This is a genomic window from Bradyrhizobium sp. (assembly GCF_052389815.1).
GTDB lineage: Bacteria > Pseudomonadota > Alphaproteobacteria > Rhizobiales > Xanthobacteraceae > Bradyrhizobium.
This window is the reverse complement of record NZ_JBQTHN010000114.1, coordinates 1-25,324: the sequence shown is the minus strand read 5'-3', so window position 1 is coordinate 25,324 and position 25,324 is coordinate 1. Positions and strand designations below refer to the sequence as shown.

Sequence of the window (25,324 nt, the reverse complement as noted above, 5' to 3'; positions counted from 1 at the left end):
CCTTCACCAAGGAGAAGCACGTCTTCGCCAATCTCGGCGACGGCACCTATTTCCACTCCGGCTCGCTGGCGATCCGCCAGTCGATCGCCTCGGGCGCCAACATCACCTACAAGATCCTCTATAACGACGCGACCGCCATGACCGGCGGCCAGCATGTCGATGGCGAGCTGTCGCCGCAGCAGATCACCTTCCAGCTCCATAGCGAAGGCATCCGCGAAATCTATCTGGTCTCCGAGAACCCGCATCAATATCCACCTTCCGACATCGCTCCCGGCGTGAAGGTTGCGCATCGCGACGATCTCGACGCGGTCATGCGGACCTGTCGCGAGCTCGAGGGCACTTCGGCCATCGTCTTCGTGCAGACCTGCGCCGCCGAAAAGCGCCGCCGCCGCAAGCGCGGCCTTATGGAAGACCCGGCGCGCCGCGTACTGATCAATCCGGCCGTCTGTGAGGGCTGCGGCGACTGCTCGGTGCAGTCGAACTGCATCTCGGTCGAGCCGCTGGAGACGGAGCTCGGCCGCAAGCGCACCATCAACCAGTCGACCTGCAACAAGGACTATTCGTGCCTGAAAGGGTTCTGCCCTTCCTTCGTCACCGTCGACGGCGCCAAGCTGCGCCATCGTGCGCCGCCGGACCTCGGCAGCGTCGGGGAATTGCCGGAGCCGGCGTCCCGGCCTTCACTGGACCGGCCCTATAACATCGCCGTCGGCGGCGTCGGCGGCACCGGCGTTTTGACCATCGGCGCGCTGCTCGGCATGGCCGCCCATATCGAGGGCAAGGCCAGCATGATCCTCGACATGTCCGGCCTCGCCCAGAAGGGCGGTGCGGTGCTGAGCCATGTCCGGCTTTCCGAGCATACCGCCGACGTCACGTGTTCACGCATCGTCACCGGCACGGCGGACCTCGTTCTCGCCGCCGATGAAGTGGTGGCGGTGTCGAAGGATATGGTGACGCTCTGCGAAGCCGCCCGCACGGTTGGCATCATCAACAGCCACATCATCCCGACCGCGGACTTCATCCTCAACCGCGACTTCAACTTCCAGACCCGCAAGCTCAATTCCGTGCTGGAGACGGAGCTGCGCAAGGAGTCTTCTTTCTTCGATTTCACGACGCCCGCCGAGGCGCTGCTTGGCGACTCCATCGCCACCAACATCATGATGTTGGGTTACGCCTACCAGCGCGGCTTGCTGCCGCTCTCGGCGAAAGCGATCGAGCAGGCGATCGAGGTCAACGGCGTTGCGATCAAGATGAACACGCAGGGCTTCCAGCTCGGCCGGCTTGCGGCTTCCGACCCGGCGCGGTTCAAGGAGATGATGAAGGATCACGACGCCGTCGTCCCGGCGAAGACCCTGGATTCGATGACGATCGACGAGATCATCACCCATCGCATGGGCCTGCTGACCGACTACCAGAGCTCGCGGCTCGCAAAACGATACCGCAAGCTGGTCGACCAGGTGCGCGATGCCGCCGCCCGGGGCGGCTACGGCGATGCGCTGCCGCGCGCCGTCGCAATCAACTACGCCAAGCTGCTCGCCTACAAGGACGAGTACGAGGTGGCGCGGCTCTTCACCGACGGCAATTTCGAGCGGCAGCTTCGCGACCAGTTCGAGGGCGAATTCAAGTTCAACTTCAACCTTGCGCCGCCGATCCTTAGCCGCGGCGTCGATGCGCTGGGCCGTCCGAAGAAGCGCGCCTTCGGCTCCTGGATGATGAGCGTGTTCCGTGTGCTGGCGAAATTCCGCTTCCTGCGGGGCACGGCGCTCGACGTGTTCGGCTATAGCGCCGATCGCACGCTGGAGCGCGAGCTGATCGCCGATTACGAGAAGGGCGTCGCCAAAGTGCTCGACCTGTTGTCGCCGGCCACGCACGACACCGCGGTCGAACTGCTCTCGCTGCCCGATCGCATCCGCGGCTACGGCCCGGTGAAGGAGAAGGCAGTGAAGGACGCGAAAGCGCGCCACGAGCAGCTCACCGCCGACCTCGCCAACCCGCCGCCGGCGCCGCGGCAGATGGCGGCGGAGTAACTCACTGTCGCCCCGGCCAAGCGCAGCGCGAGCCGGGGCCCACAACCACAGCCGTTGGTGTTGTGAAGGCTGGAGCCCCAAGCTTGCGCTCACGGCAGATATCGGTGGTTATGGGTCCCTGCTTTCGCAGGGACGAACGCTGACGCATAGCCCTCTCACCGGGCGGAATATCTCGGCGCTTGCCAAGGCCGCCCGTACAGGCCAAGAAATTCGCTGGAACAAGAAACGCCAGCGGAGAAACAATTGACCATCAAGGGGAAGGCCTACGTTGCCGGGATCTACGAGCATCCCACCCGGCATGCACCCGACAAATCCACCGCCCAGCTCCATGCCGAAGTCGCCAAGGGCGCGCTGGAGGATGCCGGGCTCACCAAGGACGATGTCGACGGTTACTTTATGGCCGGCGACGCGCCGGGCGGCCTGTGGCCGATGGTCGATTATCTCGGTCTCGATAGCAAGAAACTGCGCCACGTCGATTCCACCGAGACCGGCGGCTGCTCCTATCTCATTCACCTCGGCCACGCCGCCGAGGCCATCGCGGCGGGCAAGTGCTCGGTCGCGCTGGTGACGCTGGCGGGCAAGCCGCGCACCGGCCCGATGCCGCCGCGCGCGGCCGGCGCCGAGATGGATTTCGAGCAGGCCTACGGGGCCACCACGCACAATGCCTATGGCATGTGTGCCATGCGTCATATGCACGACTTTGGCACCACCAGCGAGCAGCTCGCCTGGATCAAGGTCGCGGCCTCCCATCACGCGCAATACAATCCGCATGCGATGCTCAAGGACGTCGTCACCGTCGAGGACGTGCTGAACTCGCCGATGATCTCCGATCCCCTGCATCGCATGGATTGCTGCGTCGTCACCGACGGCGGCGGCGCGATGATCGTCACGACGCCCGAGATCGCAAAGAGCCTGAAGAAACCGCTGGTCCGGCTGATCGGCCATGGCGAGGCGATGAAGGGGCCGCGCGGCGGCAGGGATCTCGATCTCACTTATTCCGCCGGCGTCTGGTCCGGCCCGCGCGCGTTCGAGGAGGCCGGCGTCACGCCCAAGGACATCAAATACGCCTCGATCTATGACAGCTTCACCATCACCGTGCTGATGCAGATCGAGGACCTCGGCTTCTGCAAGAAGGGCGAGGGCGGCAAGTTCGTCGCCGACGGCAATCTGATCTCGGGCGTCGGCAAGCTGCCGTTCAACACCGACGGCGGCGGGCTGTGCAGCAACCATCCCGTCAACCGCGGCGGCATGACGAAGATCCTCGAGGCCGTGCGGCAGTTGCGCGGCGAGGCCCACCCCAAGGTGCAGGTGAAGAACTGCGATCTTGCGGTCGCGCACGGCACCGGCGGGCTTCTCGGCGTGCGTCACGCCGCCTCAACCTGCATTCTGGAGCGCGTGTGATGACTGAGCCGAAGAAATACAATGCGCCGGTGACCAATCCGGAGACCGCGCCGTTCTGGGAAGCGGCGAAGACCGGCAAGTTCATGATCAAGCGCTGCACCGCCTGCGGCGAGCCGCATTATTTCCCACGCTCGATCTGCCCGTTCTGCTTCTCCGACAAGACGGTGTGGGAGGAAGCTTCCGGCGAGGGCACGATCTACACCTACAGCCTGATGCGGAAGTCGCCGACCGGGCCGTACGCGATCGGCTATGTCACGCTGAAGGAAGGTCCGTCGCTGCAGACCAATTTCGTCGACTGCGACCTTAAGAGCTTGAAGATCGGACAGAAGGTGAAGGTGGTGTGGAAGCCAACCGACGGCGCGCCGCTGCCGTTCTTCACGCCGGCCTAAGTGTGGCCCACTCCCGCAAGGGGAGAGGGCGCAGCAATAAGCGCCGGAAGGGAAAAAGTTCGGGGAGGAAGTCGAACAAATGTCGGCAAGATACGACGAACTAAAGGGCCTCAAGAACCTCAGCCAGAAATACGCCTACACGGATCGCGAGGTGATGCTCTATGCCTATGGCATCGGCCTTGGCGCCGATCCCATGGACGAGAAGGAGCTCGCCTTCGTCAACGAGGGCACGCTGACGCCGCGTCCGCTGAAGGTGGTGCCGACCTTTGCATCGGTAGCGGCATGGGGCGCGGGTCCCGGCGAAATGAATCTCAACCGCGTGCTGGTGGTGGATGGCGAGCGCGACATTACTTTCCACCAGCCGCTGCCGACGGTTGCTCACATCACCGCCGACTCCACGGTGCGCGAGGTCTACGACAAGGGCAAGGACAAGGGCGTGGTGATCAGCCACCAGACGGTGCTCAGGAACGAAAAGGGCGAGCAGCTGGCAACCATCGTCGCCTCGCGCTTTGCCCGCGGCGATGGCGGGTTCGGCGGCCCCAGCCTCACGCAGCCCGAACCGCACGCGATGCCGTCGCGCGCGCCGGACCAGACGGTCGACATTTCCACGCGTCCGGACCAGGCCCTGATCTATCGCCTCTGCGGCGATCGCAATCCGCTGCACTCCGATCCGGAGTTCGCCCGTAAGGCCGGATTTCCCCGGCCGATCCTGCACGGCATGTGCACCTACGGCATCACCTGCCGCGGCGTGCTGCAGACTTATGCCGATTACGATCCGTCGGCCTTCCGGCAGCACGCGGTGCGGTTCTCATCGCCCGTCTATCCCGGCGAGACCGTCACCATGGAGATGTGGAAGGACGGCAACGTGATTTCGTTCGAGGCCAAGGTGAAGGCGAGGGGCGTCACCGTCATCAAGAGTGGCAAGACGGTGCTGGGTTAAGAACACACATGTCGTCATTCCGGGGCGATGCGAAGCATCGAACCCGGAATCTCGAGATTCCGGGTCTGGTCCTTCGGACCATCCCGGAATGACGGAATGAACGAGGGAGCGAAACGCAATGGGATTGCTCGACGGCAGGGTTGCCATCATCACCGGCGCGGGCGGCGGGCTCGGCGAGGCCTATGCGAAACTGTTTGCGCGCGAGGGCGCGGCTGTCGTGGTCAACGATCTCGGCGGCCCCCGCGACGGCTCGGGCTCCGACAAGTCGATGGCGCAGAAGGTGGTCGACGAGATCAAGGCTGAGGGCGGCCGCGCGGTCCCCAATGGCGCCGACATTTCGACCATGGCCGGCGGCCAGTCGGTGTTCGACGACGCCATCAGGAATTTCGGCCGCGCCGACATCCTCGTCAACAACGCCGGGATCCTGCTCGACGAGACCTTCGCCAAGGCCAAGGAAGCCAACTGGGACAGGGTAATCAAGGTACATCTCAAGGGCACCTTCTGCTGCACCCAGCCGGTGTTCAAATGGATGCGCGAGAACGGCGGCGGCGTCATCGTCAACACCTCCTCGACCTCGGGCCTGATCGGAAATTTCGGCCAGACCAACTACGGCGCGGCCAAGGGCGGCATCTGGGGCCTGTCCAACGTGCTGGCGATCGAGGGCCGCAAATACAACATCCGGATCTGGACGCTGGCGCCGGGCGCCCTGACCCGCATGACCGCAGACCTGCCCCGCTACAAGGAGAACCCAGGCGCCGCGCTCGGGCCGGACGGAATCGCGCCGGCCGTGCTATACATGGTCTCGGATCTCTCCGGCGACCAGACCGGCAAGGTGCTCGGCGTCTCCGGCCCCCGTGGCGTGCGCGAGATGCGGATGATGGAAATGGAAGGCTGGACGCCGCCGTTCACGGGATGGAAGGCCGAGGATATCGTCACCCACGCCAAGGAGATCTTCTTCTCCGAAGAGGACATCAAGAAGTCGGCGCGGAGATTCAAGTAAACCGTCGTTCCGGGATGGTCCGAAGGACCAGACCCGGAACCTCGAGATTCCGGGTTCACGCTTCGCGTGCCCCGGAATGACTGAGAGAGAGGCACACATGACAAAACTCACCGCCAAGGCCGCCGGCACCTTCGCGATTGCACCGACGCCGTTCCATGACGACGGCCGCATCGACGAGAAATCGATCGACAAGCTCACCGATTTCTACACCTCGGTCGGCTGCGACGGCGTTACCGTGCTCGGCATCCTCGGCGAGGCACCCAAGCTCGATGCGGCCGAGGCCGAGCAGGTGGCGGTCCGCTTCGTCAAGCGGGCGAAGAACATGCAGGTGATCGTCGGCGTCTCCGCGCCGGGCTTTGCCTCGATGCGCTCGCTGGCCAAAGCCTCGATGGATGCCGGCGCGGCCGGCGTCATGATCGCGCCGCCGCCGTCCTTGCGCACCGACGACCAGATATCGGGCTATTTCAAGCAGGCGCAGGAAGCGATCAGCGACGACATTCCCTGGGTGCTGCAGGATTATCCGCTGACGCTCTCGGTCGTGTTCACGCCGGCGGTGATCCGCAAGATCGTCATGGAAAATCCATCCTGCGTGATGCTCAAGCATGAGGACTGGCCGGGGCTGGAAAAGATTTCCACGCTGCGCAACTTCCAGAAGGACGGCTCGCTTCGCGAGCTCTCGATCCTCGTCGGCAATGGCGGCCTGTTCCTCGATTTCGAGATGGAGCGCGGCGCCGACGGCGCGATGACCGGCTATGCCTTCCCGGAGCTTTTGATCGACGTCGTAAAACTCTCCAAGGAAGGCAAGCGCGATGCCGCGCATGATTTGTTCGACGCGCACCTGCCGCTGATCCGCTACGAGCAACAGCCGGGCGCGGGCCTCTCGGTTCGCAAATACGTGCTGCAGAAGCGCGGCATCATCGCCTCCAGCGCCCAGCGCAAGCCGGGTGCGACGATTACGGCGACAGCGAAGGCGGAGGTCGATTACCTGCTATCGCGGGTGGCGCGCTACGACCGCCGCGCCAATCTGCAACCGCAATCGAGCGCCGCAGGCTGATCCATGGCCGAAGTCGTCAAGCCGCGTCCGGCGTCCACCATCCTGCTGCTGCGCGATGCCGCCGCCCGGCAGGAGATCGAAGTCTTCATGATGGTCCGCCACTATGAGATCGACTTCAATTCCGGCGCGCTGGTGTTTCCCGGCGGCAGCGTCGACAAGGGCGACAACGACATCATTGCCGACCCCTCGCTCTATTCCGGCGGGGAGGGGATGGATGCCGCCGAGCTCAGTTTCCGCATCGCGGCCGTCCGCGAGACCTTTGAGGAAAGCGGCATCCTGCTGGCGCGGCCGAAGGGATCGAAGGCGCTCATCGATGCCGGGCACGCCGGCGAGATCGAGGCGGCGCATCGCGCAGAGCTTTGCGAGGGCAAGACCAGCTTCCTGAAGGTGTTGAACGAAAGCGGCATGGTGCTCGCGCTCGACGAGCTCGTGCCCTATGCGCACTGGATCACGCCCGAGGGCGTGCCGAAGCGCTTCGACACCTGGTTCTTCCTGGCGGCCGCTCCGCCGGACCAGCTTGGCGCCCATGACGGCAAAGAATCCACTGACTCCATCTGGGTATCGCCACGCGAGGCGCTGGAAGGCGGCGAGACCGGCCGCTTCAAGCTGCCGTTTCCGACCACGCGCAACCTGATCAAGCTCGGCAAGCAGGCGAGCGTTCAGGCCGCGCTCGACGACAGCCGCGGCAAGAACGTCGTCGCGGTCACCCCGATCCTGACCAGGACCGCAACGGGCCGGATGCTCCGCATTCCCCTGGAAGCGGGCTACGACGGCGACGTGTTCGAGGTCGGCGCGGCGGGCTGACAGGCCTTGCCCATGGTGCGAGGCGGCGCGGGTCGCGGGCGTGGCAGCGCCTGCCGGGGCGGCGGAACGGGCTGGGCCGGGGCGGGGGCAGCCATTGGCCCGGAGGCGACGCCCGGGGCGCCGGCCGGTGGGATTTATGACAAATTTCAACGTGTTCCCCCCGCCCCGGAAGACGTCGTATATTGGGGCCGATTGGAGACCGGTCCCACCCGCATGACTGCCGAAACGCCGCCGAATCCGCCGAATCACCGGGTGCGCTCGCTGTCGATCGGCCAGATGACCTTCGGCAGCTTCATGCTGGTGCTGGCGGTCATCGTCGTGACCGGCGCCGCAAGCGTCATTGCCATCCGCCATATCGACCAGACCTTTGCCGAGTTGCAGCGGCTGCAGAGCGTGGGGGACCTCGCCCAGGACATCGACCGGCGCATCAACGAGCTGCGGCTTGCCGCGCGCGACTTCGTCACCGAACCCGGCACCCAGTCGACCCAGATCGCGGAGGCGACGACCGCGTTGAGCGACGTCCTGAAATCGACCCGGCTCGAGCTGGCGCCCGAGCAGCAGGACATGATCGACGGCGTTACCGAGCGTCTTTCGACCTACCGCTCCGGCATCGAGCGGATCTCCGTGCTGATCAACCGCCGCGCCGATCTCATCACCGGCCTGCCTCCGTTGCGCGACAGGCTCGACGCCGCGATTGCGGGCAATACCGATGCCGCCGTCACCGCGGAGCTGTTTCAGTTCCAGAACCGCATCTCCGCAGGCCTGCTTGCGCGCAATCCTTCGGCCGCCGAAGTCGCTGCTCAAGGCATCCGCGCGATGACGATCGCGGATCCGGGGCTGCGCCAGGCCGCCAACAATTATGCCGAGGCGGTCATCGCGATTGCGATCCGCGAACGGCAGATCGCCGAAATCGACAAGGAGGTGCTGGGCGCCGAAGGCCGGCTGATCCAGCGCGTCACGGAGCTGCTCCGCGAGGTCAGCACGCGGCGCGGCCATGTGCTGGCGCGGGATTTCGCCCGCACGCTTGCGGAAGCCAGGTGGCAGAGCATCGTGCTCGGCACCATGGGTGTGCTGATCGGATTGTTCGCAGCGGCCTTCGTGGTGCGCCGCACGGTGCGCCCGCTGGCGCAGATCGCGGCGGCGATCCGGTCGGTGGCCGGCGGCGAGAAGAACGTTCCGATCCCGGCGGCCGACGTCGACAACGAGATCGGCGACATCGCCCGCGCTGCAGAGGTGTTCCGCCAGACCCTGGTGGATGCGGATGCCGCGCGGGAAGCCGCCGTGCGGGCGCTCGCCGAGCAGCGGCAGGCGGAGGAGAGTTATCGCAAATTGTTCGAATCCTCCGTCGACGGCATCTACGTGACGACGCCCGGCGGCGAATTGCTCGATGCCAACCCCGCGCTGGCGCGCATGATGGGCTATGCGACGCCGCAGGAGTTGATCGCCGGTATCAACGACGTCGCCGATAGCGTCTACGTGCACAAGTCCGCGCGGGCGGAATATCAGCGGCTGATGCAGCGCGACGGCATGGTGCGCGAGTTCGAATACCAGGTGCGCGCCCGCGACGGCACGATCCTGTGGCTGTCGGACTCCGCCAGCGCCGTGCGCAACGACGCCGGCGAGGTGGCGCGCTACGAAGGCGTGGTGCGCGACATCACCGACCAGAAGCGGGCGGAAGACGCCATCGCCGAAGGCCGGCGGCTGCTGCAGCAGGTGATCGACACCGTGCCGGCGGTGATCAACGTCAAGGACAGGGACCTGCAATATGTCCTGATGAACCGCTACATGGCCGGTATTTTCGGCATCGAGCCGCAGGACGCCATCGGCCGCACCACCGGCGAATTGATGTCGCGCTACGGCGCGGCGAAGACCGACGAGCACGACAAGCGCGTTCTGACGGCGGGCAGGGAGCTCGGTTTCTACGAGGAGGAGTACAAGGACTCCGCCGGCAACATGCGGCAATGGCTGGTCAACAAGCTGCCGCTGCTCGATGCCGACGGCGAGATCGAGAACATCGTCACCGTCGCGCTCGACATCGGCGAGCGCAAGCGCGGCGAGCAGGAGATGCGCAAGGCCCGCGACGCCGCCGAAGCCGCGCTGCGCAATCTGCGCGAAACCCAGAACTCGCTGATCGAGGCGGAAAAGCTCGCCGCGCTCGGCCGCCTCGTCGCCGGCGTAGCCCATGAGGTCAACAACCCCGTCGGCATCAGCCTGACGGTGGCCTCCGCGCTGGAGCGCAAGACCGCAAATTTCACCGCCGAAGTAGGGCGCGGCGAGCTGCGCCGCTCGAGTCTCAACGAATATCTCGAGACCAGCCGCGATGCGTCCTCGCAGCTGGTCGCCAATCTCAACCGTGCCGCCGAGCTGATCCAGTCGTTCAAGCAGGTCGCCGCCGACCGCAACTATTCCGACAAGCGCGTGTTCGACCTCGGCGACCTCACCGAGCAGGTGGTGATGAGCCTGCGCCCGGGCCTGCGCAAGCACAACCTCACGCTCAACGTCGAGTGCCAGCCCAATCTTTCCATGAACAGCTATCCCGGGCCCTACGGCCAGGTGTTGACCAACCTGTTCCTCAATGCGGTGGCGCACGCCTTCCCGGACGGCCGCGCCGGCACGGTGGAAATCCATGTTCGCGAATCCGGCAAGGACAATGTCGAGGTGCTGTTCTCCGACAACGGCATCGGCATGAGCATGGACGTGCGCCGCCGCGCCTTCGATCCCTTCTTCACGACGCGGCGCGACCAGGGCGGCACGGGCCTCGGCCTGCACATCGTCTACAGCATCGTCACCACGCGCCTTGGCGGCCGGCTCGATCTGGACTCCGAGCCGGGCGGGGGCACGCGCATCCAGATCATCCTGCCGCGCATCGCGCCGGTGGAGCTGGCCGCGGAATAGCCGGCAGGGTGCGTGGCGCCCGGAGCGCGCGTGCTGCGAGCCCGCGGGCCAGCCTACTTTGCATGGGGTTGTTTTCGCAATTTTGAGTCCCGGTCCTGCCGGGCGCCGCCCCACGCGCTTCGAGGACGCACGCCGGCACGCGTGCAGCGGTACCGCGTCGCATCCCGGACCCGAATTGTTGGTGCTTCGCGCTTGCGGCGCTAGTTGACGTCCGCGAGCTTGTGCAGCGTCGCGCCGAAGATCTGGCTCGCCTTGCCGACCAGCGCGGTGCCGTTCATCACGCCGCGCGTATCGGTGAAGGTGCCGGAGACGCCGATGCCGACCGGAGCGGGGCCGCCGAACAAGGGGTTGTCGTCCTGGCGCGGGGTGGTGTGCCGCTGCACCAGCACCTCGCCTTTGAACGTGTTGTCCTTCACGGTGTAGCTGCCGGTGTAAAACAAATAGGCATCGCCGCCGAGGATCTGTCCATCGCGGAACAGAATCACCCCGCTTCCCTTGCCGGCGCGCCCGTCGAGCAAGTTGACGTGGATCGAGTACAGCCCGTTCTTCATCGTGTCCCAGGGCCGGCCACCGTCGCCCAACGGCGACCGGGTCCGATATTTATGCCAAAGCCCGGCAGCGTGCGCAACGCGGCAGGTTGGCCGGCGCCACCGAACCGGCCTTCCGTAGTCATCCGGACGGCGAATCGAACTGGCCCGCGATATGCATTGAACGTTGTTGCACTGGGGTGAGTGCCTTCCGGCCAAGTGGGTAGCGGTTACCGGTCGGGAAGCGCTTCAAACGAAAGCCGTATGCGCATTCGTATCGCAACAATCGCAACAGCTGTGCCCACTTTGCGGAATGCGCGCGCGGTAGTGGAGCAAGAGAAAGGTGACCAACTGGATCGATTCCGGCGGCGCAAGCGCACGCCGATGCACTGACAACGAATCGGGGACTTTCGGCCGGCAGCTCGTCCGGCGTTGCAAGGTACCGCTACGGCTGGCCGGCCTTGCACTGCTGCTCGGACTGGTCTCCCAATTCAGCCACGCGCACGACTACAGCCGCCCCGAGCTCAATCAATGGTTCGACAGTCTCAAATCCGGCAAGGGCCCGTGCTGCTCCGACGCGGACGGCTATGCCGTTGCCGATCCCGACTGGGAGAGCAAGAGCGGCCACTATCGCGTCAGGATCGAAGGCGAATGGCACGACGTGCCCGATGATGCTGTCATCACCGAGCCTAATCGCGCCGGCCGTACCATGGTCTGGCCGATCAAGGGCTGGGGCGGTCTCACGATCCGCTGCTTCATGCCGGGCAGCATGACGTAGCCCTGAGCGCCCACGTTCGGCTCTACGCCCTCATCCTGTGGAGCCGCGCTCTTGCGCGGCGTCTCGAAGGATGGAGGCCCGCTCTGTGGCCTCATGGTTCGAGACGCGCCAAGAGGCGCTCCTCACCAAGAGGCGCTCCTCACCATGAGGATCGGGCACCGTGTGCAAAACCATCACGCGTACTTCTTGTCGCGCTCCAGGAGCTCGATCGAGATGCCCTGCGGCCCGCGCAGGAAGCAGATGCGCACGCCTGGACGGATGGTGGTCGGCTCCATCGTGAACTCGACGCCCTTGGCCTTGATCTCGGCGGCGACCGCGTCGACGTCCTTTACGGTGAGCCCGAGGTGGTCGAGTCCCTGATACGGCGTGACCGGCGGAGCGCTGACGCTATCGCCGGCCGTGACCGGGGCGATGAAGACATTGGCGCCGCCGAGCTTGACGTCGATCCGGCCGGCGCTGCGCACGATCTCGCCGCCGAGGATGTCGCGCAGCCACGCCGCCGTCGACTCGGGGTCCGGGCTGCGGAGGTGAACGTGGTCCCAGGTGACTTGAATCATGGTGCGCTCCCCTTGGCGTCCCGCCGCTTTCGCCTGCGGCCTGTCGATGCGGCGCAAATCTAGCGGCCGTCTTTGCCGATTGCCAAGCCTCGGCCTCCGCGAGCGCCGCAATATTGCCGTGGCGCTATGCAACCAAGCGGGCTTTGTTGCGTTGAGCAGTCAGTGGCGGACCCATGGCGGCTATCGTCCTTCAGAGCCGTGCGGTGAAGCCGCGACGGCATTTTTTTGCGCCGGCCGTGGCCGGGGCGGGAGGCGATGGCCATGACGAGGCGCGCTCGGTCGATTGCCGGTCTGGGTGCCGGCATTGCGGCGGTCGTGATTGCGGGCAGCCTGGCTTGGGTGCTGTGGCCCACGCTCAGCGACGCCGATGACAAGCCGGCGGTGCTCCAGTCCGCCGTCATTCAACCCGCCAGGGACACCGCAACGGCAACTCCGGATCTGCCGGACGCGGCTCGGCCTGCCACGTCGGCTGAAGCGCCGGCCGGCTCGCCGCTCGATGGCCTGAGGATTTCCTCGCAGTCCTGGCGCCGGGGCGGCCTTGGCTCGAAAGCGCTGGTCACCTTCACGCTGCGCAATGCCAACGACTATGCGGTACGGGACATCGAGATTTCCTGCACCTTTGTCCGCCGGGACGGCAGCCATCTGACCGACCGCAAGCGCGTGATCAACGGGGCCGTGGAAATGAAGAGCCGCAGGACCTTCACCCGCGTCCATGTCGGCTTTGTCAACGTTAATGCCGATAAAGCTAAATGTGCGCTGATCGCGGCAAGCCGGGTTTAACCCCGATTCCGAGTTGCAGCGGCCGGATTGGCCCGTATTCCCAAAAAAGTTACCGCTGCCGGTGAACCCTGCCCGGGCGCCCGGGACTAATTGGCATACCGGCCGGCTGGGCGGTGATCCGCGCGATTCGCGGTAGGAAGCGGTGACCGAGATGATGCCCTTGGCTCGATATTTCCTGTTTGTCGGCGGTGCCCTGATGGCGCTGCTGTTCGCGTTCGATTTCTTCTCGCCCAAGGCGGTGGCCGACAGCGGTATCCAGAGCGCCGGCACGGTCGACAAGTCCACGCTGCGCATCAAGTCCGAGCAGAAATGGCCCGAGCGCATCGTGTTCGACACGACACAGCCGACCATCGTTCCGAAGGCCGCGCCGACCGTGCAGGCCGCGCTTTCCAGTCCGGCGCCGGCGCCTGAATTCACGCCAACGGCTCGCGTGCGCGAAACCTTTGCTCAGTTTACCCCGGAGCCGAAGAAGGCTGACGTGCCCGCAGCGAAGAAGCGCAAGACCGCCAAGGCCCCGGGCCAGCCGCTGCGCATCGCCCGCTACGGATTCTTCAGCACCTGGTGAGCTGATCTTCCAGGTTCGTCAGATCAAAGGCCGCACGTCGTGCGGCCTTTTCAGTTGGCGGGATCGCAGGCGAACTGCGTCGCCGGCGCCGCGATGCGATGGCGGAAAAACAGGCCCATCGATGGCGCGACGAAGAAGGCATCGAGGGTCGCCGCGGGCAGGCGGCAATATTCCGAGAGCGGTTGAGAGCAGGGCGAGCGCCGCGGCGGTGGAACGGATCATCGGTTCCCTGTTCCGTTGGCGTGTTCACGGTTTCGCATGTGAAACAGCGGTCCTTCGCCCAACCATAGCATTTCTGCGATGCGCGATGTGAATACCGGCCGCGGAACGGATCGGAGCGTCCATGGTTGGCCCTCTGCTTGCGTCATTTCCGAGAGGAGGTGCCTATGAAGCGAACCATGCTGGCGCTCGTCGCGTTGTCGACGCTGACCATCGGAACGGTCGCCACCGCAAATGCCGTCGAGTTTGGCGTTGGCCCGGGCGGCGTTTATGTGGGGCCCGACCGGCCCTACGGCTACTACAACGATTACGGTGGCTGCCGGACGGTGATCACGCATCGGACCAATCGCTTTGGCGAGAGGGTCGAGGTGCGCAGGCGGATTTGCGACTGATCGCAGCGAGATGAGGGGCGCCATTCCGTCCGGAGTGGCGCCCTTCGCCATGTCTGGTGTCGTGCAGACTACTGCTTGGCCGCCGCGGCCTCCAGGCAGTGGTTGAGATAGGCAGTGCGGTCGCGCGGCAGGATCTTGTCCGCGTCCGCCTTCCGTCCGCATTCGCGCTGCCGGAGCTGCTCGACGCGCCGCTTCTCGGCGGCCTCCCGGTACTCGGGCGCTACCTTTGTCGGGTCGACCAACATCTGTGCCCGGGCGACCGGCGCAGCGAACAGCGCAATCATCGCCAGGATAAGTATCGTTCTCAAATGGGCCTCCTGAAAAAAGCGGGTCTCCGGAAAAGCGCAATGCTAGTCCCGGCGGACGGGGCTGCAAACAACCCGGGGAAGATTATTTGCACATTTGCCGGTTTCCGTTAGCGCCTTGAAGCCGGCTTTTACCGGCGCGCCATAGAGTATGCCCATCCGCGCAATTTGAGCATCGCGGTTACTCCTCGGCCCCGTCGGACCTCCAGGCCGGCGGGGCCTTTTTTCGATAGCGGTCGAGACCCGCCGCTAGACGCCGCCCCTCGCGCGGATGAGTTCAGCGAAATCGGGCTTGCCGAAGAACTCCGCCCAGCCGAGCGCGGTGGAGCCGAACTTATCGTCACGGATATTCGGATTGGCGCCGGCATCGAGCAGCTGCCGTGCCATGTCGATCGCGCCGTTCTCCACGGTCATGTGCAGGGCGGTGTGGTTGCAGTCCCACATCATGCGCTCGGCATTGACGGCAACGCCGTGCGCGAGCAGCCAGCGCAAGGCGGCGGTGTTGTTCTTGCTGACCGCGAGGTGCAGCGCAATGGTGTCGGCGCCATCCGGACCGATGCGCGAAGGGTCCTCGCGCAGCATTGTCTCCGCCTCGTCGAAGCGTCCGGTATTGATGGCGGTGATGAGGTCGAGCCTGGCCCCGGCTTCCGCAAACGCGGCAATGATGGCCGGATCGGCGCGCTCCTGGGAGGCCGTGGTCAATGCGGTCGCCCCCGTCGCATCGGGCGCGTTTGGGTCGGCGCCGAGCTCGAGCAACAGCTGCACCATTCGCAGCCGATTCTTGGCGGCTGCATGATGCAGCGGCGTGCGCCGATGCTGGTTGCGGCTCATGCGCGCGGAGAGCAGGGCAGGGTCCCTTGCGATCATCTCCCGCAGCTCATCCGGCCGGTCGAGCGCGATTGCGGTCCACACATTCAGCCTGGCGCCGTGGTGGAGCAGGTAAGCGGCGACGTCGTGGCGGACCTGATCGAAGCACGTTGCCCATCCCAGCACACCCACGGCGTGATCGTCGCCATCGCCGTCAATGTCGGCGCCGGCCTCGACCAGCAGGCCGATCATCTCGAGGTCGCCACGGGCCGCAGCGAAGTGCAGAGGGCCGGCGTTGTCGGGAAAGTCACGCTTGTTGAGATCGGCGCCGCGCTCGATCAGCAGGCGGGCTGCGCCGTGCCGATTGTGCAGCGCGGCCAGACACAGGGCAGTGGCCTTCTCGAGCCCGCGCCCCGCCAGCGCATCGATCAATTCCGGCGTCGCATCGAGCCGTTCGGCCAGCGCCGCGACATCGCCGGATAGGGCTGCGGTGGCGATGGCCTGCACCTTGGCCTGCTCGGCCTCCGGGAAGAGACGCCCGCCCTGGATATCGCGCACCAGAATTTCGATCGCGCCGTGTCCCTGCTCCTTGGCGATCTGGTAGACCGTGCGCCCGTCGCGATCCTGTGTCGCGGGATCGAAGCCGGATGCAAGGGCGCGCCGCATCGCCTCGACGTCGCCGTCGTGCGCGGCCGCAAGGACGCGCTCGCGCCCGTCGGCCACGCCGCTGATGTGATCGATATGCGCCTTGAGCGCGCGCCAGCTCGTAAAGCCGTAGTCTTTGGCGACGGCGAACTGCGCCTGATGCAGTTTGGTTTCGGGCGCGCGACCGCGCAGCTCGGCAAGCCGCTTCTTCGCGGCCTTCTTCAACCAGTCGAGATCGGGATTCGCGGGCAATGCCTGCGGCATGGGACACCTTCTTTCCAAAGCGCCCGGCGACCGCATCACGGGCAGAAAGAAGGAGACGTCAGCGTGGTAGCTGAAAAGGCGGGTTGAACCCTTTACGCGGCCCGTAGGTCGCCTAGCCGACCCGAGGGCGAGGCTAGGACCGGGGAGAGCGGGAAGTCAAGCGGCCTGCGAGCGCTAGCCGGTGCGGAGCGCGTCCAGAGTGTGGGCCGCAAAAACGCCAATGCTCACCAGTGCCAGGAACGCTGCTACGATATCCATGACGCCACCTGTTCGTTGTTGGCGCCACCATAATGGCCGAGTTGTTTCCAGAGTTTTTCGTCCGGTACGGAAAATCGTTTCATCGGGAACCCGCTGGGCTGGCTGGGCGCCAGATGGAGCCGCGAACCTCCTCGCATCCCCAGTCGACCAATGGCAAATCCACGCCTTTTATAGCGGTCGCTGCCGGTCGGCGGCTGCACCGAAGGGGCTGCGCGATGACTGACGTGCTCGGCAAGGTGATCGACGTCCAGAAGACGCTCACCTACACCAGCAGCAAGGTAGGCTGGTGGTTTTTGAAGTACGGCGTGGTGGCGCTGGCCGCGGGCGCTGTCCTCGTTTGGCTGCAGCCGAGCGATTTCGGCGCCTTCCAATGGATGATGGTGGGGCTTGCACTCGCGATCGGCGCCGCATCCGCGGTCTACGGTTTCGTCCGCTGGCACTCACCCCAGCCGATGCTGACCCTGTCGCCTGCGGGGCTGCGCCTGCACATGGATTTCGTGAAGACCGTGCTGATTCCCTGGCACGCGGTTCAGGGCGTCGATTCCATCGACATCAGCGGCCGGGTCGCCGGCAAATCGGTGTTTGTGCCGGGCGTGACCGTCGTGCTGGTCACGCGCACCTTCTACGACCGGCACATTCATGTGAATTCATGGTTCCTGCGCGGGCCGGGATGGGACACGAATTTCATTCCGAAGGGCGACCTGGTGCAGGTCGCATTGCAGCACGAGGCGCTGCCGGCGACGGCGGCGGAGCTGCGCACGGCCGTCGAGGGGCGCTGGTCCGCGTTCCGCCACACCAGGCCCGTCACCGAGAACGTGGGCGCGGGCTGGGTGCGGCGCCGCACATGAGCGGAACCCGCATCGTGCCGCGTTCATGACATCGGCTGCTCGGAACGGCCGAGGGTGGTCGCGCGAAATTGGCGTTTGGCGCGCTCGGAGAGATTCGAACTCCCGACCCTCGGAATCGAAATCCGATGCTCTATCCAGCTGAGCTACGAGCGCCTGTCCGGTCGCTTATCAGAACCGGGAACAGCCTGCCAGCCGTACCTCAAAAGCAGGGATAGCGGCGGCGGTCCTGGCCGATATAGGCGGCGGCGCTCTGGCGGCATTTCACGGTGGCCGGGCCATCGTAGTAGGCGAAGGTGCCGGGCATGGGGCCGGGGCCATAATTGTGCAGATAGCTGATCGGGTAGGGTAGCGGGCTCGCGCGCCAGTAGCGGTGGTGATGGCGGGCTTCGGCCAGATTCGGGGCGATGGCGGTCGCTGCGAGCAGGCCGGCGGCGGCGAAAAGCTTCAATTTCCTCATTACGATACTCCGCTACCCCCGTCTGAATCCGGGACTTTTGGACCGATCCGGATGCATTCTACGCAAGTTGCGCCCAAATGTGCGGAAAATTGGCCACAGAGGCGATTTTTCCTCCGGTTTGGGATACTTAACGAATTCCCAACACAGTCCCGCCAGAGTCTTCGGGCTTGGTCCGGGTCAGGATTGGCAATTTCGTGCTCCAGAAGGCTGTTCCGTAAGTCGTTTTCCCATGCGCATCACTCTTCTTGCCCTGACCGCTCTGTTCGCCGTTGCCGCCGGCCCGGCGCGCGCCGACCTTCATATCAGGCGCGACCACGGCGGCTATGTCGAGGAATACAAGGTCAAGTACAAGCGCATCCGCGAGCGGGGCGAGCGCGTCATCATCGACGGCATCTGCAATTCCGCCTGCACGCTGGTGTTCGGCATCGTGCCGATGAACAAGATCTGCGTCACGCCGAAGGCGAGCGTCGGCTTCCATCTCGCCTATTACGACAAGGCCTTCACCTTCGGCATCAAGGTCACCAGCGCCGAAGGTACCTCGGACCTGATGTCCTATTACCCCGACACGGTGAAGAACTGGATCCGCCGCAATGGCGGGCTCACCAACGAGATGAAGAAGATCAAGAACGGCACCGAGCTGTGGAAGATCGTCGATCCCTGCCCGGAAGAGTGGTGAGCTAGACGCTGCTCCCGTGTCCCGGATGCGGCGTAGTGTGAAACGCTGCTCCGCAGAGCCGGGACCCACATCCATCCATTCGCCATCCATGGGCCCCGGCTCAGCAGCGCACCGCTTCGCGCTGCGCCGCGTGCGGGGCACGAGACCTCCCCCCACTAGAACGTCACCACGCCCCGGATCGACTCGCCGCGCTTCATCAGCTCGAACGCGTCGTTGATGTCAGCGAGCGGCATCACATGCGTGATCATCGGGTCGATCTGGATCTTGCCCTGCATGTACCAGTCGACGATCTTCGGCACGTCGGTGCGGCCGCGTGCGCCGCCGAAGGCGGTGCCTTTCCAAACGCGGCCGGTGACGAGCTGGAACGGACGCGTTGAAATCTCGGCGCCCGCGGGCGCAACGCCGATGATGATCGACTGGCCCCAGCCGCGGTGGCAGGCTTCCAACGCCTGCCGCATCACGGTGACGTTGCCGGTGCAATCGAAGGGGTAGTCGGCGCCGCCGATCTGATCGGCGCCCGATTTCGTCATGTCGACGAGGTGAGGGACGAGGTCCTTGCCGGCCTCCTTGGCGTTGACGAAGTGGGTCATGCCGAAGCGCTCGCCCCATGCCTTGCGGCCGGGATTGATGTCGACGCCGATGATCATGTCGGCGCCGGCAAGCCGCAGGCCCTGGATCACGTTGAGGCCGATGCCGCCGAGCCCGAACACGATCGCTTTCGCGCCTTGCTCGACCTTCGCCGTGTTGATGACGGCGCCGATGCCGGTGGTGACGCCGCAGCCGATGTAGCAGACCTTGTCGAACGGTGCGTCCTCGCGGATTTTCGCTACCGCGATTTCCGGCAGCACGGTGAAGTTCGCGAAGGTCGAGGTGCCCATGTAGTGATGAATCGGCTTGCCCCCGATCGAGAAGCGCGAGGTGCCGTCGGGCATCATGCCCTGGCCCTGCGTGGCGCGGATCGCCGTGCAGAGGTTGGTCTTGCGCGACAGGCATGACGGGCACTGCCGGCATTCCGGCGTGTACAGCGGAATGACGTGATCGCCCTTCTTCACCGATGTCACGCCCTTGCCGACATCGACGACGACGCCCGCGCCTTCGTGGCCGAGGATCGCCGGAAACAGGCCTTCGGGATCGGCGCCGGAGAGCGTGAACTCGTCGGTGTGGCAGACGCCGGTCGCCTTGATCTCGACCATGACTTCGCCCTCGCGCGGGCCCTCGAGCTGGACCGTGGTGATCTCCAGCGGCTTGCCTGCAGCGGTGGCGACGGCGGCGCGTACGTCCATGACGATTCCTCTCGGGTAGCGTTGTTATGTGATGGCGGGCGGGCGGCCCCTCGGCGGGGGGTGTTGCGCATAGCACAGGATTGGGCAGTAGTGCGCGGCAAATGACCGATGGTTTCGACAAATTCGCCGCCCGCGCGGCGCCGGCGATATTCGTCGTGCTGTGGAGCACCGGCTTCGTCGGCACCAAATACGTCGTCGACAATGCCGACCCGCTGACTTATCTCGCCATCCGCATGGCGATCGTGGTGGTGCTGATGGCGATCATCTGCGCGATCGGCCGCCCGACCTGGCCGAAGGGACGCGAGGTCGGTCACAGCATCGTCGCCGGTATTCTGGTCCACGGCTTCTATCTCGGCGGCACCGCGATCGCGATCTCGCTGTCGATTCCGGCCGGACTGTCCGCGCTCATCCCCGGCCTGCAGCCGATCCTGACCTCGACGATCGCCAACCGCTGGCTCGGCGAGCGCGTCACGCCGCTGCAATGGGGCGGGCTCGCGATCGGGCTTGCCGGTGTCGCGCTGATCCTGCACGACCGGCCGATGAGCGGGCAGGCCGGATGGGGCTGGATCGCATCCGCCGTGTCGCTGGTCAGCATCACTCTCGGCACGCTCTACCAGCGCCGCTACTGCGGCCGCATCGACTGGCGCAGCGGCAACCTGGTGCAGTATGTCGCGGTGGCCGTGTTCTTCACGGTCGGCGCCTTCCTGTTCGAGGACCGCACGGTGCACTGGACCACCGAGTTCATTCTCGCGCTGAGCTGGCTCGCGGTGGCGCTGTCGATCGGATCGATCGGCTTGTTGTACTGGCTGATCCGCCACCAGGCCGCAACTTCGGTAGCAAGCCTGTTCTATCTGGTCCCGGCGGTGACCTCGCTGATGGCATTCGTGCTGTTCGACGAGCGCCTCGATGCCATTGCCATCGCCGGCATGCTCGCCTGCGCCGCGGCGGTTCTCCTGGTCAATCGTCGCGTCTGATCCTCGAATTGCAGCGGCGCTTCGTTTGATTGCGCGTGCACCCGTATACCCGCTTTGCTTGTGTCGCCTCCCACTCACGGCCCTGCTGCCGGGTGCGCAATGCCTGCTCGCGACATCGAAGAATCGCCACTGAAGGCGCGCAACGCGTGCAATGAATTCTCCAGCATTTCCTGTGGGTTGTGTTCGTTAAGGCAATGGTAAAGAAAAACCGTCAAATGTGACACGATTTCAGTCGCTTCTGCATGGCTGTCATGCGTCTGGGGAAATTCATGCCGTCGCTCAAGCTCAAACTCGGTACCAAGGCCGTTATCTGCGCCGTACTTCTGATCGCCCTGAATACCGGCCTTGTGATCGGCGCCGCGTACTGGTCGCTGTCGTCGGAGTTCAACCAGCGTGCCTATCGCGACATCGAGGTCAATCTGCGCACCCTGGCGCTGACCTTCGCCGAGATATTCCCCGAGGCCAAGATCGGCGTCAGCAGCGGCGGGGTCGCCAAGGCCGAGATGGCCAAGATGCCGGAATTCAAGGACCACTCGATCGTCGATCGCGCCGTGTCCTACACCGGGGGCGTTGCCACGCTGTTCGTCTATGACGATGCCAGCAACCAGTTCATCCGCCGCTCCACCAATCTGAAGAAGGAAAACGGCGACCGCGCCGTCGGCACCCAACTTGCGCCGGATCACCCCGGCCAGACGCCGTTGCGCAAGGGCGAGGCCTACAAGGGTCCCGCGGTGCTGTTCAGCAAGAACTACATGACCGCCTATCATCCGGTGCTGAGCCCGGCCGGGAAGGTGGTGGGAATCCTCTTCATCGGAATCCCCATGGTTGAGTTCGAGAACATGCTGGGGCAGGCCATGAAGACCATGGGGATCGCGGCCGGCGTCGCGGCAATCCTCGTGATGCTCCTGACCATGCTGATCGTCCGCCGCATCACCAAGCCGCTGATCTCGGTGACGGCTTCGCTGACCGCGATCGCGGAAGGCAAGAGCGAGCTTGCGCTGGACTGCGAGGAGCGCCACGACGAGATCGGCGAGATCGCCCGCACCGTCGCCGTGTTCAAGAGCAACGCCCAGGAGCGCCAGCGCCTGCGCGAGCAGCAGGCCGCCGCTGCCTCCGCCGCCGCCGAGCAGCGCAAGGCGGAGCTGCGCCATTTCGTCGACGACTTCCAGACCGGCGTCGGCGGCATCATCGACAAGGTCATGAACTCCTCCGGCGAGTTCGAGCGCATCGCGCGCCGGCTCACGGAGACCGCGCGCACCACCGCCGAGCTCTCCGGCGAGTCCGCCAGCGCCTCGGAAACCGCTTCCGAGCATGTCCGCACCGCGGCTGCCGCCTCCGACGAGTTGTCGAGCTCGATCGCGGAGATCACCCGCCGCGTCCAGGAATCCAACGGGATTGCCGCCGAAGCCGTCCGCCAGGCCGAGGCCACCGACCAGCGCATCACCGAGCTGTCGCAGGCGGGCACCCGCATCGGCGACGTGGTGAAGCTGATCACCTCGATCGCCGAACAGACCAACCTTCTCGCGCTCAACGCCACCATCGAGGCGGCGCGCGCGGGCGATGCCGGCCGCGGCTTTGCGGTGGTGGCCCAGGAGGTCAAGAGCCTCGCGGGCCAGACCGCGAAGGCGACCGAGGAGATCTCCAGCCAGATCGGCAACATGCAGGTCGCGACCGAGGAGTCCGTTGCCGCCATCAAGGCGATCGGCCAGACCATCGAGCGCATCAGCGAGATCGCCAACTCGATATCGGCGGCGGTGGAGCAGCAGAGCGCGGCGACCGCCAACATCGCCCACAGCGTCCGCGCCGCCGCCAGCGGCACCGCGTCGGTCGCGGTCAATGTCGGCAACGTCGCGCGCGGCGCCGGCGAGACCGGCGAGACCTCCGGGCGCATGTTCGAGGCGGCGCAGGCGCTGTCCGGGGAAAGCCTGCACCTGAAGGCCGAGGTGGACAAGTTCCTCAGCGGCGTGCGGGCGGCGTAACGCCCGCGGGCCGCCGTCCGTCGGCTGAAACCTGCGGCGACCTGCAGCGTAATTCCGGATAGACCCGAGGGCGCGCCCTTGCGGGGGCGCGGAGGCTGCCGTGAACCGATACGTAGTGCTTTACCTGGCGACGCAGTTCGTCCTCATACCGCTCGATTTCCTGTTCCTCGGCTTCGTCGCCAAGGATTTTTTCACCTCGCAGGTCGGCAACATGCTGGGCGAGCTTAAGCTGCTGCCGGCGGCGCTGTTCTATTTGATTTACGTGGTCGGCGTTCTGGTCTTCGTCTCGGCGTCGCCATCGGCGACCTGGCAGCACACGGTGCTGTTCGGCACGCTGTTCGGTTTCTTCTGTTATGCGACCTTCGATCTCACCGCGCTGGCGCTGCTCAGGAACTGGAGCTGGGCGGTTGCCGTCGTCGATGTAGGCTGGGGCGCAGTGGTGACGGCGGTCTCCTCGACCGCCGGGTTGTTGATTGCGAACTGGCTGGTGCCGAGAGCCTAGTCGTCATTGCGAGGAGCCAACGGGTCCGCGCAAAGCGCGGCCCGATGATAAACTCCGCGACGAAGCAATCCAGCTTCTTTCGCTGGGCAAAGCTGGATTGCTTCGCTTCGCTCGCAATGACGGCTGAGGCCTTTATTTCGGCTGCGGCACGATCCGGATGTACGGCTTCGGCGCCTTCCAGCCCTGCGGATAGATCGTCTTGGCCTCGTCGTCCGACACCGAGCCCGCGATAATGACGTCCTCGCCCTGTTTCCAGTCGGCTGGGGTCGCGACGCGGTGCTTTGCGGTCAGCTGCAGCGAGTCGATCGCGCGCAGAATTTCCTGGAAGTTGCGGCCGGTGGTCATCGGATAGACGATCGTCAGCTTGATCTTCTTGTCGGGGCCGATCACGATTGCGTTGCGCACGGTCTGGTTATCGGCCGGCGTGCGGGTGAGGGGATCGCCCGAGGTCGAGGCTGGCAGCATCTCGTAGAGCTTCGAGACGTTGTAATCGGTGTCGCCGATCATCGGATAGTTCGGAGCCGCGCCTTGCGTTTCCTTGATGTCCTCAGACCATTTGGCGTGGCGGTCGACCGGATCCACGGAAAGACCGATCAGCTTCACGCCGCGCTTGTCGAATTCGGGCTTCAGCTTGGCGAGCAAGCCAAGTTCGGTCGTACAAACCGGCGTGAAGTCCTTCGGATGCGAGAAGAGCATCACCCAGCTGTTGCCGATCCAGTCGTGGAACTTGATATTTCCTTCGGTGGTCTCGGCTTCAAAGTCGGGTGCGGTAGCGCCAATGGGGAGTGCCATGATACAACCTCATGTCATTCTAGTTGCTGGGAAATTCTGTCCCGGCGGAGTATAGGCGCGACCGGGACTTAAGTGAACGCCTTCATGTAGAAGATGAAATCCTTCTCCGTCGCCGCAAGGTTCTAGCACCTTCTTGTTGGATGCGCTGCTGTCACGAAAAATCGTCGGGTGCGGCAGCGGCGCTGCCCCGTTTTTGCCTTGTATGGCCCTCATCACGCCCGGCCCGAACCACGGCGCGGTAAACAGCGACAAATCGGCAACCATCTAGAATTGTCGAAACGCCGGTTTCGATTCGTTAACCGCCCGTTCACGTCCGGCATGGAAATGCTGGCCAGGAACAAGGAATTTGGAAGTCACGTGATGTCTGCCCCGAGTACCGAGACCGCCGAGAATGGCGCACTTCAACCGTCCTGCCGCGCTACCTCCGCCCACGCCCTGACCATCGTCCGCGACGGCGTGATCACCGGCGAAGGCCCGACCACCAAGGGCCGCATCCACTTCTCCCGCTCGCTCGACGCCGATGACGCCGCCTGGTGCGCGCGCATCCTCACCGCTGCCGCCGTCGAGCATCAGCCGGTCTGCCGCGCCGAAGTTGAGGCGCTGTTCGAAATTCACGACGCCGCCGCCGAGCGCAGCGACGGCGGCCGGTTCGACGATCTCCTGACCAAGGCGGTCGCCCATCACGCCGCCGCCGAAGCGGGGGTGAAGGTGCCGCCGCGCACCGTGGCGCTGGCGCCGGACACTGCGATCGAGAGCTGGGCGCCGGCGCAGGCCATCAAGGCCAACGCCGAGGCGCTGCAGTGGGTCGCGAGCCAGATGCGCGGCAAGCGGCGCAGCAACCGCACCCTGATGGCGATGGTCGCGAGCGTGATCGGCGCTGCCGCGGTGCCGCTGGCGCAGCTGCCGAACGTGCTCGACATCGGGATGATGTGAGGTCATCCATCGCCATTTCGCGTTTCGAACGGCGGGGTCGCTTCCCCGCCGTTTTCATTTTTGACGTTCGTGGGGGGAGGCCGGGCGTGCGGCCCGGGATCCAGACGCGGATAAACGTTCCCGCGGCGCGCTTTCGCCCGGGTTATGCTTCTTCGTTGCTCCCTCCTGGATAGAGGGCGCGGAGAAGGCCGGGCGCCGGCTGCGCCCGCAGCACCGTGTGCAACGGTAGTAAGAAAACGCACACGGATTTGACAGGTACAGCCAGGACATCCCGAC

General features: G+C 65.1%; 25 protein-coding genes and 1 tRNA gene. 18 read left to right on the top strand and 8 right to left on the bottom strand.

Translation table 11 applies throughout. The features are described 5' to 3' along the window. From ACT4OC_RS20070 to ACT4OC_RS20035, 8 genes are all read left to right on the top strand, one after another. A partial coding sequence (locus ACT4OC_RS20070; protein ID WP_444840777.1) for an indolepyruvate ferredoxin oxidoreductase family protein occupies positions 1-2,024 on the top strand: 2,024 nt, incomplete at its 5' end. A 243-nt stretch (positions 2,025-2,267) separates the two neighbouring features. Then, entirely contained in the window at positions 2,268-3,425 is a 1,158-nt protein-coding gene (locus ACT4OC_RS20065) for a thiolase domain-containing protein (RefSeq protein WP_444840776.1), read from the top strand. Continuing rightward, positions 3,425-3,814 (top strand): Zn-ribbon domain-containing OB-fold protein, encoded by a 390-nt coding sequence (locus tag ACT4OC_RS20060; RefSeq protein ID WP_444840775.1) that lies wholly within the window; start codon positions 3,425-3,427, stop codon positions 3,812-3,814. Before ACT4OC_RS20065 ends, ACT4OC_RS20060 begins: the two co-directional genes overlap by 1 nt. Positions 3,815-3,893: 79 nt before the next feature. Next, the gene (locus ACT4OC_RS20055; RefSeq protein WP_444840774.1) at positions 3,894-4,754 is read left to right on the top strand and encodes a MaoC/PaaZ C-terminal domain-containing protein; all 861 of its coding nucleotides are present in this window, start codon (positions 3,894-3,896) and stop codon (positions 4,752-4,754) included. Positions 4,755-4,872: 118 nt separating this feature from the next. Next, positions 4,873-5,754 (top strand): SDR family oxidoreductase, encoded by an 882-nt coding sequence (locus ACT4OC_RS20050; RefSeq protein WP_444840773.1) that lies wholly within the window; start codon positions 4,873-4,875, stop codon positions 5,752-5,754. A gap of 97 nt (positions 5,755-5,851) precedes the next feature. Further along, complete coding sequence (locus tag ACT4OC_RS20045; protein ID WP_444840772.1) at positions 5,852-6,808, top strand: dihydrodipicolinate synthase family protein; 957 nt, start codon at positions 5,852-5,854, stop codon at positions 6,806-6,808. Between the two features lie 3 nt (positions 6,809-6,811). Further along, positions 6,812-7,612, top strand: coding sequence for an NUDIX hydrolase (locus tag ACT4OC_RS20040; RefSeq protein ID WP_444840771.1), 801 nt, complete (start codon positions 6,812-6,814; stop codon positions 7,610-7,612). A gap of 213 nt (positions 7,613-7,825) precedes the next feature. Continuing rightward, a complete protein-coding gene (locus ACT4OC_RS20035; protein WP_444840770.1) occupies positions 7,826-10,507 on the top strand; it encodes a PAS domain S-box protein in 2,682 nt (893 codons plus the stop codon). Positions 10,508-10,707: 200 nt separating this feature from the next. Here ACT4OC_RS20035 and ACT4OC_RS20030 read toward each other — a convergent pair whose 3' ends face one another. Continuing rightward, positions 10,708-11,058: a GrlR family regulatory protein gene (locus ACT4OC_RS20030; protein WP_444840769.1), complete on the bottom strand. Its 351-nt coding sequence runs from the start codon at positions 11,056-11,058 to the stop codon at positions 10,708-10,710. Positions 11,059-11,377: 319 nt separating this feature from the next. On the opposite strand from ACT4OC_RS20030, the gene ACT4OC_RS20025 reads away from it, so the two are divergent. After that, positions 11,378-11,812: a hypothetical protein gene (locus ACT4OC_RS20025; RefSeq protein ID WP_444840768.1), complete on the top strand. Its 435-nt coding sequence runs from the start codon at positions 11,378-11,380 to the stop codon at positions 11,810-11,812. A gap of 173 nt (positions 11,813-11,985) precedes the next feature. Here ACT4OC_RS20025 and ACT4OC_RS20020 read toward each other — a convergent pair whose 3' ends face one another. After that, positions 11,986-12,369, bottom strand: a complete 384-nt coding sequence (locus tag ACT4OC_RS20020; protein ID WP_444840767.1) for a VOC family protein — start codon at positions 12,367-12,369, stop codon at positions 11,986-11,988. Between the two features lie 261 nt (positions 12,370-12,630). Here ACT4OC_RS20020 and ACT4OC_RS20015 point away from each other — a divergent pair, with 261 nt between their 5' ends. The 3 genes from ACT4OC_RS20015 (at position 12,631) to ACT4OC_RS20005 (ending at position 14,325) form a co-directional block, all read left to right on the top strand. Then, positions 12,631-13,149, top strand: coding sequence for a hypothetical protein (locus tag ACT4OC_RS20015; RefSeq protein WP_444840766.1), 519 nt, complete (start codon positions 12,631-12,633; stop codon positions 13,147-13,149). A 196-nt stretch (positions 13,150-13,345) separates the two neighbouring features. Further along, complete coding sequence (locus tag ACT4OC_RS20010) at positions 13,346-13,714, top strand: hypothetical protein (RefSeq protein ID WP_444840765.1); 369 nt, start codon at positions 13,346-13,348, stop codon at positions 13,712-13,714. 386 nt (positions 13,715-14,100) lie between these two features. Next, positions 14,101-14,325 (top strand): hypothetical protein, encoded by a 225-nt coding sequence (locus ACT4OC_RS20005; RefSeq protein ID WP_444840764.1) that lies wholly within the window; start codon positions 14,101-14,103, stop codon positions 14,323-14,325. 68 nt (positions 14,326-14,393) lie between these two features. On the opposite strand, the gene ACT4OC_RS20000 is transcribed toward ACT4OC_RS20005, so the two are convergent. Together ACT4OC_RS20000 and ACT4OC_RS19995 are read right to left on the bottom strand one after the other, a co-directional pair. Further along, a complete protein-coding gene (locus tag ACT4OC_RS20000) occupies positions 14,394-14,609 on the bottom strand; it encodes a hypothetical protein (protein ID WP_444840778.1) in 216 nt (71 codons plus the stop codon). Between the two features lie 270 nt (positions 14,610-14,879). Then, positions 14,880-16,346 (bottom strand): ankyrin repeat domain-containing protein, encoded by a 1,467-nt coding sequence (locus ACT4OC_RS19995; protein WP_444840763.1) that lies wholly within the window; start codon positions 16,344-16,346, stop codon positions 14,880-14,882. A 473-nt stretch (positions 16,347-16,819) separates the two neighbouring features. On the opposite strand from ACT4OC_RS19995, the gene ACT4OC_RS19990 reads away from it, so the two are divergent. Then, on the top strand, positions 16,820-17,452 hold the full coding sequence (locus ACT4OC_RS19990) for a hypothetical protein (protein ID WP_444840762.1): 633 nt from the start codon (positions 16,820-16,822) through the stop codon (positions 17,450-17,452). Between the two features lie 76 nt (positions 17,453-17,528). On the opposite strand, the gene ACT4OC_RS19985 is transcribed toward ACT4OC_RS19990, so the two are convergent. Together ACT4OC_RS19985 and ACT4OC_RS19980 are read right to left on the bottom strand one after the other, a co-directional pair. After that, positions 17,529-17,605, bottom strand: a tRNA-Arg gene (locus ACT4OC_RS19985). A 46-nt stretch (positions 17,606-17,651) separates the two neighbouring features. Next, positions 17,652-17,909, bottom strand: a complete 258-nt coding sequence (locus tag ACT4OC_RS19980) for a hypothetical protein (RefSeq protein ID WP_444840761.1) — start codon at positions 17,907-17,909, stop codon at positions 17,652-17,654. A 229-nt stretch (positions 17,910-18,138) separates the two neighbouring features. On the opposite strand from ACT4OC_RS19980, the gene ACT4OC_RS19975 reads away from it, so the two are divergent. Further along, positions 18,139-18,585: a hypothetical protein gene (locus tag ACT4OC_RS19975; protein ID WP_444840760.1), complete on the top strand. Its 447-nt coding sequence runs from the start codon at positions 18,139-18,141 to the stop codon at positions 18,583-18,585. A gap of 155 nt (positions 18,586-18,740) precedes the next feature. Here the strand turns inward: ACT4OC_RS19975 and ACT4OC_RS19970 are convergent, their stop codons facing one another. Continuing rightward, a complete protein-coding gene (locus ACT4OC_RS19970; protein WP_444840759.1) occupies positions 18,741-19,868 on the bottom strand; it encodes an S-(hydroxymethyl)glutathione dehydrogenase/class III alcohol dehydrogenase in 1,128 nt (375 codons plus the stop codon). A 101-nt stretch (positions 19,869-19,969) separates the two neighbouring features. Between ACT4OC_RS19970 and ACT4OC_RS19965 the strand changes: the two genes are divergently transcribed. The 3 genes from ACT4OC_RS19965 to ACT4OC_RS19955 all read left to right on the top strand — a co-directional run bounded on the left by ACT4OC_RS19965 (position 19,970) and on the right by ACT4OC_RS19955 (position 23,323). Beyond that, positions 19,970-20,842, top strand: a complete 873-nt coding sequence (locus ACT4OC_RS19965) for a DMT family transporter (protein WP_444840758.1) — start codon at positions 19,970-19,972, stop codon at positions 20,840-20,842. 269 nt (positions 20,843-21,111) lie between these two features. Next, positions 21,112-22,821, top strand: coding sequence for a methyl-accepting chemotaxis protein (locus ACT4OC_RS19960; RefSeq protein ID WP_444840757.1), 1,710 nt, complete (start codon positions 21,112-21,114; stop codon positions 22,819-22,821). A gap of 100 nt (positions 22,822-22,921) precedes the next feature. After that, positions 22,922-23,323, top strand: a complete 402-nt coding sequence (locus ACT4OC_RS19955; RefSeq protein ID WP_444840756.1) for a DUF2177 family protein — start codon at positions 22,922-22,924, stop codon at positions 23,321-23,323. 132 nt (positions 23,324-23,455) lie between these two features. On the opposite strand, the gene ACT4OC_RS19950 is transcribed toward ACT4OC_RS19955, so the two are convergent. Beyond that, positions 23,456-24,115, bottom strand: coding sequence for a peroxiredoxin (locus tag ACT4OC_RS19950; RefSeq protein WP_444840755.1), 660 nt, complete (start codon positions 24,113-24,115; stop codon positions 23,456-23,458). Between the two features lie 360 nt (positions 24,116-24,475). Here ACT4OC_RS19950 and ACT4OC_RS19945 point away from each other — a divergent pair, with 360 nt between their 5' ends. Further along, positions 24,476-25,048 carry a hypothetical protein gene (locus tag ACT4OC_RS19945; protein ID WP_444840754.1) on the top strand — a complete coding sequence of 191 codons (573 nt, stop codon included), beginning with the start codon at positions 24,476-24,478 and terminating at the stop codon, positions 25,046-25,048. The last annotated feature ends 276 nt before the right edge of the window (positions 25,049-25,324 follow it).

Bases quoted from the DNA above. Each gene is read 5' to 3' on its own strand.
- ACT4OC_RS20010 (WP_444840765.1), top strand. From the start codon at position 13,346: ATGGCGCTGCTGTTCGCGTTCGATTTCTTCTCGCCCAAGGCGGTGGCC.
- ACT4OC_RS19990 (WP_444840762.1), top strand. From the start codon at position 16,820: ATGACTGACGTGCTCGGCAAGGTGATCGACGTCCAGAAGACGCTCACC.
- ACT4OC_RS20030 (WP_444840769.1), bottom strand. From the start codon at position 11,058: ATGAAGAACGGGCTGTACTCGATCCACGTCAACTTGCTCGACGGGCGC.
- ACT4OC_RS19995 (WP_444840763.1), bottom strand. From the start codon at position 16,346: ATGCCGCAGGCATTGCCCGCGAATCCCGATCTCGACTGGTTGAAGAAG.
- ACT4OC_RS20005 (WP_444840764.1), top strand. From the start codon at position 14,101: ATGAAGCGAACCATGCTGGCGCTCGTCGCGTTGTCGACGCTGACCATC.
- ACT4OC_RS19980 (WP_444840761.1), bottom strand. From the start codon at position 17,909: ATGAGGAAATTGAAGCTTTTCGCCGCCGCCGGCCTGCTCGCAGCGACC.
- ACT4OC_RS19945 (WP_444840754.1), top strand. From the start codon at position 24,476: ATGTCTGCCCCGAGTACCGAGACCGCCGAGAATGGCGCACTTCAACCG.
- ACT4OC_RS20040 (WP_444840771.1), top strand. From the start codon at position 6,812: ATGGCCGAAGTCGTCAAGCCGCGTCCGGCGTCCACCATCCTGCTGCTG.
- ACT4OC_RS20035 (WP_444840770.1), top strand. From the start codon at position 7,826: ATGACTGCCGAAACGCCGCCGAATCCGCCGAATCACCGGGTGCGCTCG.
- ACT4OC_RS19960 (WP_444840757.1), top strand. From the start codon at position 21,112: ATGCCGTCGCTCAAGCTCAAACTCGGTACCAAGGCCGTTATCTGCGCC.
- ACT4OC_RS20020 (WP_444840767.1), bottom strand. From the start codon at position 12,369: ATGATTCAAGTCACCTGGGACCACGTTCACCTCCGCAGCCCGGACCCC.
- ACT4OC_RS20015 (WP_444840766.1), top strand. From the start codon at position 12,631: ATGACGAGGCGCGCTCGGTCGATTGCCGGTCTGGGTGCCGGCATTGCG.
- ACT4OC_RS19965 (WP_444840758.1), top strand. From the start codon at position 19,970: ATGACCGATGGTTTCGACAAATTCGCCGCCCGCGCGGCGCCGGCGATA.
- ACT4OC_RS20055 (WP_444840774.1), top strand. From the start codon at position 3,894: ATGTCGGCAAGATACGACGAACTAAAGGGCCTCAAGAACCTCAGCCAG.
- ACT4OC_RS20060 (WP_444840775.1), top strand. From the start codon at position 3,425: ATGACTGAGCCGAAGAAATACAATGCGCCGGTGACCAATCCGGAGACC.
- ACT4OC_RS20050 (WP_444840773.1), top strand. From the start codon at position 4,873: ATGGGATTGCTCGACGGCAGGGTTGCCATCATCACCGGCGCGGGCGGC.
- ACT4OC_RS20000 (WP_444840778.1), bottom strand. From the start codon at position 14,609: ATGATTGCGCTGTTCGCTGCGCCGGTCGCCCGGGCACAGATGTTGGTC.
- ACT4OC_RS19975 (WP_444840760.1), top strand. From the start codon at position 18,139: ATGCGCATCACTCTTCTTGCCCTGACCGCTCTGTTCGCCGTTGCCGCC.
- ACT4OC_RS19950 (WP_444840755.1), bottom strand. From the start codon at position 24,115: ATGGCACTCCCCATTGGCGCTACCGCACCCGACTTTGAAGCCGAGACC.
- ACT4OC_RS20045 (WP_444840772.1), top strand. From the start codon at position 5,852: ATGACAAAACTCACCGCCAAGGCCGCCGGCACCTTCGCGATTGCACCG.
- ACT4OC_RS19970 (WP_444840759.1), bottom strand. From the start codon at position 19,868: ATGGACGTACGCGCCGCCGTCGCCACCGCTGCAGGCAAGCCGCTGGAG.